General features: G+C 71.9%; 5 protein-coding genes and 1 pseudogene. 5 read left to right on the top strand and 1 reads right to left on the bottom strand.

Features of this window, described 5'->3' with window-relative positions:
• From J7E93_RS12010 to J7E93_RS11995, 4 genes and pseudogenes are all read left to right on the top strand, one after another.
• A pseudogene (locus J7E93_RS12010) lies at window positions 1–1,469 on the top strand (serine/threonine protein kinase); the annotation flags it as partial.
• A 134-nt stretch (window positions 1,470–1,603) separates the two neighbouring features.
• Window positions 1,604–3,244, top strand: coding sequence for a serine/threonine-protein kinase (locus tag J7E93_RS12005; protein WP_374105376.1), 1,641 nt, complete (start codon window positions 1,604–1,606; stop codon window positions 3,242–3,244).
• Window positions 3,245–3,397: 153 nt separating this feature from the next.
• The gene (locus tag J7E93_RS12000; RefSeq protein ID WP_215068313.1) at window positions 3,398–5,041 is read left to right on the top strand and encodes a succinic semialdehyde dehydrogenase; all 1,644 of its coding nucleotides are present in this window, start codon (window positions 3,398–3,400) and stop codon (window positions 5,039–5,041) included.
• A 48-nt stretch (window positions 5,042–5,089) separates the two neighbouring features.
• Window positions 5,090–6,922 (top strand): GMC oxidoreductase, encoded by a 1,833-nt coding sequence (locus J7E93_RS11995; RefSeq protein WP_215068311.1) that lies wholly within the window; start codon window positions 5,090–5,092, stop codon window positions 6,920–6,922.
• A gap of 699 nt (window positions 6,923–7,621) precedes the next feature.
• Here J7E93_RS11995 and J7E93_RS11990 read toward each other — a convergent pair.
• Entirely contained in the window at window positions 7,622–7,912 is a 291-nt protein-coding gene (locus J7E93_RS11990) for a chorismate mutase (protein WP_215068309.1), read from the bottom strand.
• 353 nt (window positions 7,913–8,265) lie between these two features.
• Here J7E93_RS11990 and guaA point away from each other — a divergent pair, with 353 nt between their 5' ends.
• The gene (gene guaA, locus J7E93_RS11985; RefSeq protein WP_215068307.1) at window positions 8,266–9,867 is read left to right on the top strand and encodes a glutamine-hydrolyzing GMP synthase; all 1,602 of its coding nucleotides are present in this window, start codon (window positions 8,266–8,268) and stop codon (window positions 9,865–9,867) included.
• Window positions 9,868–9,943: the final 76 nt, after the last annotated feature.

Genomic DNA, 9,943 nt, shown 5'->3' with positions numbered 1-9,943 from the left:
CCGCCCCCGTACCGGCCGCCCGCGGCTGGGGCGAGCCCGCCGAGGGAAGCGGCCACGCCTCCGTCTACCGCGGCCCGGCCACCCGCCTGGCCGGCGAGCGCGCCCGCCAGGCCCGGATCGCCGTCGTCGGCCCCATCACCGAGCGCTGGGCGCCCGAACAGGCCGGACCGGTCCACGAGAACTGGCGTCTCGCCCCGCCCATCGGCCCCGCCACCGACCTCTGGGCGCTCGGCGCGCTCCTCTACCGGGCCGTTCAGGGCCACGCCCCCTACCCCGAGGACAGCGCCGCCGAGCTCGTGCAGCTCGTCTGCGCCGAGCCGCCCGCCTTCGCGGAGGAGTGCGGCCCGTTGCGCCCGGTCGTCGAATCGCTGCTGCGACAGGACCCCACCGAGCGCCCGGACTTCGAGGAGCTGCGCGGCTGGCTGCGCTCCCTCGTCCGCTCCGCGCCGGAGCCGGAGGCGGGCCTCGGGGTCGTGCCCCTGCCTTCCGTGGACGCGGCGCGGCTGCCCATCGTGCGCCGTCGCGGCGAGCTGGTGCGCCGCCGCCGCGGGGCGGCGGCCGGTGGCCGCCACCGCCACCGCCCCAAGAAGGGCAGGGAGCCCCGTCCGGCCCGTGCGCAGGACGTACGGCACGAACAGCGCGAGGAGTTCCGGCAGGAGCGGTTCCACGAGGAGCTTCCGCAGCGCGCCCCGCGCCCGCCCCGGACACCGCGCGCGTCCCGCGACGGAGGTTCCCCGCGCTCCCTCGGGCGTACGCTTCTGCTCCTGGTCCTGTTGCTGCTCGCGGGCGCCGTCGCGTACGCCGTGATGTTCATGCCCAAGAACGGCGCCGAAGACGGGGAGTCCGCGCCCACGGGCCGGCCCACCGGCCAGTCCGCCCCGCCCACCGGCTCCGGGTCGGGGTCGAGTTCGGGATCGAGTTCGGGATCGAGCGCCGGACCGAGCTCCACGCCCGGGTCCCGGCCGAGTGCCGGCCGGACCACGCCGCCCGCCGCTGATCCCAGCACCCCCGCCCTCGCCGCCGGATACACCCTGCGCAAGGACCCGGAGGGCTTCCAGATCGGGGTCGCCGAAGGCTGGCGGCGCAGCCCCATCAACGACGCCGGGCAAGTGCGCTACAGCGAGGGCGACTTCACCCTGATCGTCGTTCCCGGCCGCGACACCGTTCAGGCCAACGGCTCTGACCCGATGGCGTATCAGCGGACCAAGGAGCGCGAGCTCCAGCCCTGGCGGGACTCCTCGTGGTCCAGCGCCTCCGGGCTGCGCCGGATCGACGTCGGGCAGCAGGCCATGGCGGTGGGGCAGTTCACCTGGCAGGACACCACGGGCCGCGAGGTGTTCGTCCGCAACCTGGCCCTGATCGACGCCGGCCGCTACCACGTCGTCCAGGTCATCGGGCCGGAGAGCGAGCGCGACAAGGTGTCGGAGATCTACGACCAGGCCGTGAAGGCCTACCGTTCGACCCGCTGAGGCGCCGCGGGGCCTGGCCGAAAGGCGTCGGTTCACGTCGGCCTGGTCACAGTGGGGTTCCTATGCCAGCCCCGAGGTTCCGTCCCCCGTATCCCCCTCCGTAACCTGTCATCCGAAGGAACGGGCGGGGGCAAGTGGATCATTCTCAGAGCACAGGTGCGGGGTCCGGAAGCGGAAGAGGAACCGGGGCGGAGACCGGGGAGGGTCTTCTGCTCGCCGGGCGCTACCGGTTGGCCGAAAGCATAGGCCGCGGCGGCATGGGCAAGGTCTGGCGCGCCCATGACGAGGTGCTGCACCGGGTCGTCGCCGTCAAGGAACTGACGGCGGGTCGGTTCGCCGCCGAGGCGGACCGGCTGGTCCTGCATGCGCGGACGCAGAAGGAGGCCCGGGCCGCGGCGCGGATCACCCACCCGGGCGTGGTCACCGTGCACGACGTGCTGGAGCACGACGACCGGCCGTGGATCGTGATGCAGTACGTCGACGGCCCCTCGCTCGCGGACGCCGCCAAGGAGTCCGGCACGATCGAGGCCCGCGAGGCGGCCAGGATTGGGCTGCACGTGCTCGGGGCCCTGCGCGCGGCGCACGCGGCCGGTGTGCTGCACCGGGACGTCAAGCCCGGCAACGTCCTGCTGGCCAGGGACGGAAGGGTCCTGCTCACCGACTTCGGGATCGCGGCGATCGAGGGGGACTCCACGATCACGCGCACCGGTGAACTCGTCGGCTCCATCGACTATCTGGCGCCCGAGCGGGTCCGGGGCGGGGACCCCGGACCGGCCTCCGACCTCTGGTCGCTGGGTGCCACGCTGTACACGGCGGTGGAGGGGACTTCCCCGTTCCGCAGGTCGTCGCCGATCAGCACCATGCAGGCCGTCGTGGACGAGGAACCGCTTCACCCGGCCAAGGCCGGTGCGCTGGCCTCCGTGATCGTCGCGCTGCTCCGCAAGGACCCGGCGGACCGGCCGCGTGCGGAAGAGGTCGAGCGCATGCTGCTCGACGCCATGGAGGGCCGCCACGCGGCCGCGGCACAGGCGTACGTACCGACGCAGCGGGTGACCCGGGAGGAGCTGGCCTCCGCCACCCTCCCGCAGCCGACGCAGCCGACGCAGCCGCGGCCCGCGCCCCTCCCCCCGACGGCCGCCGCACCGCCGCCCGCCCCGGAGAGGGCCCGCGGCCGATGGCGTACGGCGGTCATGGCGGCCGTTCTCGCCGGTCTGGTCGCGGGCGGAGCCGTTTTCGTCGCCATGAACCGCGCCGACGGCGGTGCCACCGGCGGGGCCGCCGGCCACAGCACGCAGCCCACGGTGACGAAGCCCGCCGACGGCGTCCCGGCGGGGTGGCACCGGGTCGAGGACCCCAAGGGCTTCGGCCTGCTCGTGCCGGACGGCTGGAAGCGGCAGACCGACGGCGACAACATCGACTACACGCCGGACAACGGTCGCCACCGGATCCGTATCAGCATCGACCCCACGCCCGACTTCGAGAACCCGTACATGCACATGCTGGACCTGGAGAAGACGGTGCGCTCGCGGCCGGGGTACCAAAGGGTCAGGCTGAACCAGAACACCTACCGTGATCAGGTCCGGTCCGCCCAGTGGGAGTTCACCTGGAGCGAGAAGACGTTCTTCCCCGGCCCTCGGCACGCGATCGACCAGGTCTACTTCGGGGACGACGGCACCGAGTACGCCGTGTACATGTCGTCGCCGGAGGAGAGCTGGGACGTCACGCGGGAGCAGTTCGACATCGTCCTGCAGCACTGGCGGGCTCCCGGCGACTGACCCGCCGAAAGTCGCGGAATCGTACGCCTGGCCGACCGTAAGTCGCTGATCAGCGCTTATATGCCAGTGATCGCTGGCGCGATTGTGCGCACCCGGTGAAAACGCGTTACCGACGGGTACCCAAAGACCGGAATGCGGCCTACTCTCGCCCTCATGACGGACTCGCAGGCCTCCACCGCCACCGCCGCTCCCGCCGCCGCCACGTCCGGCAAGGGAACGAACCCCCTCGCCCCCTCGCCGGCCGGCGCCCGTACCGCCGCCGACGTGGTCACCCCCGAGGTGGTCGCCCAGCTCACCCGCGGCGTCGTCGGCTCCGGCCGGACCGCGAACCACACCCCCTTCACCGGGGAGCAGCTCGCCGAGCTGCCCGAGTCCACCCCCGAGGACGTCGCCGAGGCCTTCACCCGCGCCCGCGCGGCCCAGGCCGCCTGGGCCGCGACCCCCGTCAAGGCCCGCGCCGCCGTCCTGCTCCGCTTCCACGACCTCGTTCTCCAGCGGCAGGCGGAGGTGCTCGACCTCATCCAGCTGGAGACCGGCAAGGCTCGGCTGCACGCGCACGAAGAGGTCCAGGCGGTCGCCGTCGCCGCCCGCCACTACGGCCGCAAGGCGCCCTCGTACCTGCGCCCGAAGCACCACACCGGTGTCGTACCGACCCTCACCAAGGTCACCGAGCTGCGCCAGCCGCGCGGAGTCGTCGGCCAGATCGCGCCCTGGAACTACCCCCTGGAGCTGTCGGTCGGCGACGCGCTCCCGGCCTTCGTCGCCGGCAACGCCGTCGTGATGAAGCCGGACACCGAGACCGCCCTCACCGCCCTCTGGGCCCGCGACCTGCTCATCGAGGCGGGTCTCCCGGCCGGTGTCTTCCAGGTCGTCCTCGGCGACGGCCCGGTGGTCGGCCCCGAGGTCGTCAAGCACGCCGACTACGTCTCCTTCACCGGCTCCACCCGCACCGGCCGCGAGGTCGCCCAGGGAGCGGCGGCCCGCCTCGTCGGCGTGACCCTCGAACTCGGCGGCAAGAACGCCATGCTGGTCCTGAAGGACGCCGACATCGAGAAGGCGGCCGCCGGCGCCGTCCGCGCCTGCTTCTCCTCCGCCGGACAGCTCTGCATCTCCATCGAGCGGCTGTACGTCCACGAGTCGGTCGCCGACGACTTCGTCGCCCGGTTCGCCGCCCGCACCAAGGCCATGCGGCTCGGCAACTCCCTCTCCTACGGCGCCGACATGGGCTCCCTCGTCAGCGACCGGCAGCTCCAGACCGTCACCCGGCATGTCGAGGAGGCCGTCGCCAAGGGTGCGACCGTCGTCGCGGGCGGTGTCGCCCGCCCCGACATCGGCCCGCTCTTCTACGAGCCGACCATCCTCGACGGCGTCGAGGCCCCGATGGCCGTCTGCACCGAGGAGACCTTCGGCCCGGTCGTCTCGATCTACCGCTTCAAGGACGAGGACGAGGTCATCGAGCTGGCCAACGGCACGCCGTACGGCCTGAACTCCTCCGTCTGGACGAAGGACTCGCGGCGCGGCCACGCCGTCGCCGCCCGGCTGCGCACCGGCACGGTCAACATCAACGAGGGGTACGCCCCGGCGTACGGCAGTGTCCAGGCGCCGATGGGCGGCATGAAGGACTCCGGGCTCGGCCGGCGCCACGGCTCGGAGGGAATCCTCAAGTTCACCGAGGCCCAGACCGTGGCCCAGCAGCGGCTGATGCCGCTCGCTCCCTCCTTCGGGATGGACGACGAGAAGTACGCCGCGTTCATGAGCGTGTCCCTGAAGGCGATGAAGGCCCTGCGCCTGCGCTGACCCTGCCCCCCGCACCGTCCCCCTGCCCCTTTTCGTACGAGGAGAGCCATGACCGCGGTACCCCCTGCCCGGAATCAGGAAGCGAGCGACGTGGACGAGACGGACGAGGCGTACGACTACGACGTCATCGTCGTCGGCTCCGGCTTCGGCGGTTCGGTCACGGCCCTGCGGCTGACCGAGAAGGGGTACCGGGTCGGCGTCCTGGAGGCCGGCCGCCGCTTCGGCCGCGGCGACCTGCCGAAGAACTCCTGGGACCTGAAGAACTTCCTCTGGGCCCCGGCCCTCGGCCTGTACGGAATCCAGCGCATCCACCTGCTGGGCAATGTGATGGTGCTCGCCGGCGCCGGGGTCGGCGGCGGGTCCCTCAACTACGCCAACACCCTCTACGTCCCGCCCCGGGCGTTCTTCGACGACCCGCAGTGGAAGGACATCACCGACTGGCAGGAGGAGCTGGCGCCCTACTACGACCAGGCCAAGCGGATGCTGGGCGTCCGTCTCAACCCGACCATGACCCCCTCGGACGTCCATCTGAAGGCGACCGCGCAGGCCATGGGTATCGGCGACACCTTCCACATGGCGCCGGTCGGCGTCTTTTTCGGGGACGGCGCGGACGCCGACGGCGGGACGAGGGCCACGCCGGGCACGGAGGTCCCCGACCCGTACTTCGGCGGCGTCGGCCCGTCCCGCAAGGCCTGCACCGAGTGCGGGGAGTGCATGACGGGCTGCCGCCACGGCGCGAAGAACACCCTGAACGAGAACTACCTCCACCTCGCCGAGAAGGCCGGCGCCGTCGTCCACCCCATGACCTCGGTGGTCGCCCTCACCGAGGACTCGCGGGGCGGGTACGCGGTCAGGACGCTCCCCACCGACAACCGGAAGAAGGGCAAGGGGCGTACGTTCAGGGCCCGGCGGGTCGTCGTCGCGGCCGGTACGTACGGCACGCAGACCCTGCTGCACCGGATGAAGGACACCGGTCTGCTCCCTCACATCTCGGGCCGGCTGGGCGAGCTGACCCGTACCAACTCCGAGGCGCTGGTGGGCTCTCAGACCACCGACCGGCGCTACCGCAAGAAGCACGGCGCCGCGAAGGTCGACTTCACGCGAGGGGTCGCGATCACGTCCTCGATCCACCCGGACGAGAACACCCACATCGAGCCGGTCCGCTACGGCAAGGGCTCCAACGCCATGGGCGGCATGACCGTCCTCCAGGTGCCCTACGGCGCGCACCGGGTCCGGAACTGGCTCCTCCAGATCGCCCGGCACCCCACGCTCGCGGTCCGCTCGCTCTCCAACCGCCGCTGGTCGGAGCGGACCATCATCGGTCTGGTCATGCAGTCCCTGGACAACTCCCTGACGACCTTCCGCAAGCCCGCCGGTCTCGGCAAGGGCCTGCTCACGGCCCGCCAGGGGCATGGCGCGCCCAACCCGAACCAGATCCCCGAGGCGACCCGGGCCGCGTCCCTGCTCGCGGAGGAGATCAACGGCTTCGCGGGCTCCAACATCGGTGAGCTGATGGGCACCCCGCTGACCGCGCACTTCCTGGGCGGCTGCCCGATCGGCGCCGACGCGGCGTCCGGCGTCATCGACCCGTACCACCGGCTCTACGGCCACCCCGGCATCTCGGTCGTCGACGGGGCCGCGGTCTCCGCGAACCTCGGTGTCAACCCCTCGCTGACGATCACGGCCCAGGCGGAGCGAGCGATGTCCTTCTGGCCGAACAAGGGGGAGGAGGACTTGCGGCCGAGCCAGGGCGAGGCGTACGTCCGCCTCGCCGCCGTCGCCCCGAAGTCCCCGACGGTGCCGGCGGACGCCTTCGGCGCGCTGAAGCTGCCGTTCCTCGGAATCCCGGCCGTCCCGCCGAAGGCGTCCGAGCGGGCGTAGGCGGCGGTGCCGGAAACGGAAGAGGCGCTGCACCCCCCTCCGAGTGCAGCGCCTCTCCAGCTTCTGGGTGGTGCTGCATACATGACCTGTGACCCGAGGGATTGGTTGTAGCCGACGACGAGAATTGTCGTGTGACGCGCGTCACTTCCGGGGCGGGGTCGCGGCGCGACGGGGGCCGGAGCCGGGGCCGTAGCCGGAGTCGGAGTCGGAGTCGGAGTCGGGCAGGCCAAGGGCAGGGCAAGGGCCCCGCTGCGCGATTCCGGTCGCGGCGCGGGGCCCTTGGGGTCGGCACCGGTGTCAGGGCAGCGGCGGTGCCGAGGGGGTGCGGCGCCGGGGAGTCGCGCCGCGGGGTGGGGGGACGGGGAGGTGTGGGGTCGTCTCGTATGTCTCGCATCGTGCTGGACGGGTGCCGGCGCATCCGTCCGGACCGGTTGCGGCCGGCCCCGGGCGTCCCCGGGAGCCGACCGCCCTTGAGGTGACCGGGCTGCTGTCCCCTGCCGTCCGGTCACACACGCTGGGACGAGGTCCCACGACGTACTTGCGGTACGTCACACGCCCCAGCGAAGCCACGCGTGGTTTTTTCGGGCCCGCCCCTGGCTGGCACGGACAACCCGACCAACGAAGGGGTACGGGAGCCGGTCACGCGCCGTACGGGTGAGAGCGGGCCCGAACTCAGGTCCGTACCCCTGCCCCGGCGGGTCAGACGCGGCCCCGGCACAGCTCCAGGACGGTCATCGCGAGCGAGGTGCCCGGCTTGCCCAGCGCGTCCCGGTAGTGGCCCAGCACCTCCATCTCGCGCGCGAGATTCACCCGGCGGCCCCCCGAGCCGATCCGGGCCTCCTGGATGACGGCCGAGACGGCCATCCGTTCCTGGATCAGGCCGATGATCCGGTCGTCGAGGGCGTCGATCCGCTCGCGGGCGTCGCCGATGAGCGCGGCCGCCTCGTCGGTGCGGGCGCCGGTCTTCTCGGTGGGGGTCGTGGTGGTCATCGAGGGCTCCTCGTGGTGTCGGGGTCGGACGCCCCGGAGCGGCACGGCCCGGAAACCACGAAGCGCCCCGGGCCTTGTCGGCCCGGGGCGCCTGGGAAGTCGCTTGTCAGTTGCTCAAGCAGCACGACCATGGCAGCCGGTGGGCCGGTTGCCATAGGTAAAGACGTAGGTCGTGAGCGTGCGCATGCGGACAGTATGGACCCCGGCCCGGGCCCCCGGCCAAACCGGGTTCGGATGGTGAGACGAAGAACGACACCGGCGCGCCGGTAGAATCGACAAATAGCCCCCCTTCGGGGATCCCCGCCCAAGGGACTCCCCAGGGAACCTCTCCCTACCGCCGGAAGGCCGCCGTAGTGTCATCAGCGACTCCCGCTGCCGCGCCCGACGTCTCCAACCCGGACGTAGTCCTCGTTGTCGACTTCGGCGCCCAGTACGCCCAGCTCATCGCCCGCCGCGTCCGTGAGGCCCGGGTCTACAGCGAGATCGTCCCGTCCACCATGCCGGTGGCCGAGATGCTGGCCAAGAACCCCAAGGCGATCATCCTCTCCGGCGGCCCGTCCTCCGTGTACGCGGAGGGCGCCCCGCGCCTCGACCGCGCCCTCTTCGAGGCCGGTGTCCCCGTCTTCGGCATGTGCTACGGCTTCCAGCTGATGGCGACCACCCTCGGCGGCACCGTCGACAACACGGGCGCCCGCGAGTACGGCCGTACGCCGCTGCACGTCTCCAAGAGCGGCTCGACCCTCTTCGAGGGCACGCCGACCGAGCAGTCCGTGTGGATGTCGCACGGCGACGCCTGCTCCGCCGCCCCCGAGGGCTTCACCGTCACCGCGTCCACGGACGTCGTGCCGGTCGCCGCCTTCGAGAACGACGAGAAGAAGCTGTACGGCGTCCAGTACCACCCCGAGGTGCTGCACTCCACGCACGGCCAGCAGATCCTGGAGCACTTCCTCTACCGGGGCGCCGGCATCGAGCCGACCTGGACCACCGGCAACGTCATCGACGAGCAGGTCGCGGCCATCCGCGAGCAGGTCGGCACCAAGCGCGCCATCTGCGGCCTCTCCGGCGGCGTCGACTCGGCCGTGGCCGCGGCGCTCGTGCAGAAGGCCATCGGCTCCCAGCTGACCTGCGTGTACGTCGACCACGGTCTGATGCGCAAGGACGAGACCGAGCAGGTCGAGAAGGACTTCGTCGCGGCGACCGGTGTCCAGCTGAAGGTCGTCGACGCGCAGGAGCGCTTCCTCACCGCGCTCGCCGGGGTCTCCGACCCCGAGGAGAAGCGGAAGATCATCGGCCGCGAGTTCATCCGCGTCTTCGAGCAGGCACAGGCCGAGATCGTCGCCGAGTCCGCGGGCACCGGCGAGGACGTCGCCTTCCTCGTCCAGGGCACGCTCTACCCGGACATCGTCGAGTCCGGCGGCGGCACCGGCACCGCGAACATCAAGTCCCACCACAACGTGGGCGGCCTCCCCGAGGACCTGGAGTTCGAGCTCGTCGAGCCGCTGCGCCAGCTGTTCAAGGACGAGGTCCGCATGGTCGGCCAGGAGCTCGGCCTGCCGGAGGAGATCGTCCAGCGCCAGCCCTTCCCTGGGCCGGGCCTCGGCATCCGGATCGTCGGCGAGGTCACCAAGGAGCGGCTCGACCTGCTGCGCGAGGCCGACGCGATCGCCCGCGAGGAGCTGACGGCCGCCGGTCTCGACCGCGACATCTGGCAGTGCCCGGTCGTCCTGCTCGCCGATGTCCGCTCCGTGGGCGTCCAGGGCGACGGCCGGACCTACGGTCACCCGATCGTCCTGCGCCCCGTCTCCTCCGAGGACGCCATGACGGCGGACTGGACGCGGATGCCGTACGACGTACTGGCGAAGATCTCGACCCGGATCACCAACGAGGTCGCCGACGTGAACCGTGTGGTGCTCGACGTGACGAGCAAGCCGCCGGGCACCATCGAGTGGGAGTAGTCCCGCACCGCCTGTGAAACCGCCGTCCCGCCTTTGCGGGGCGGCGGTTTCGTCGTGTGATCTCTCTGGCCAGTTG

Origin of the sequence: Streptomyces sp. ISL-36, assembly GCF_018614205.1 — a bacterium.
Taxonomy (GTDB): domain Bacteria; phylum Actinomycetota; class Actinomycetes; order Streptomycetales; family Streptomycetaceae; genus Streptomyces.
Note: the sequence above shows the minus strand (reverse complement) of the source record. Positions and strands in the feature narration are given on the sequence as shown.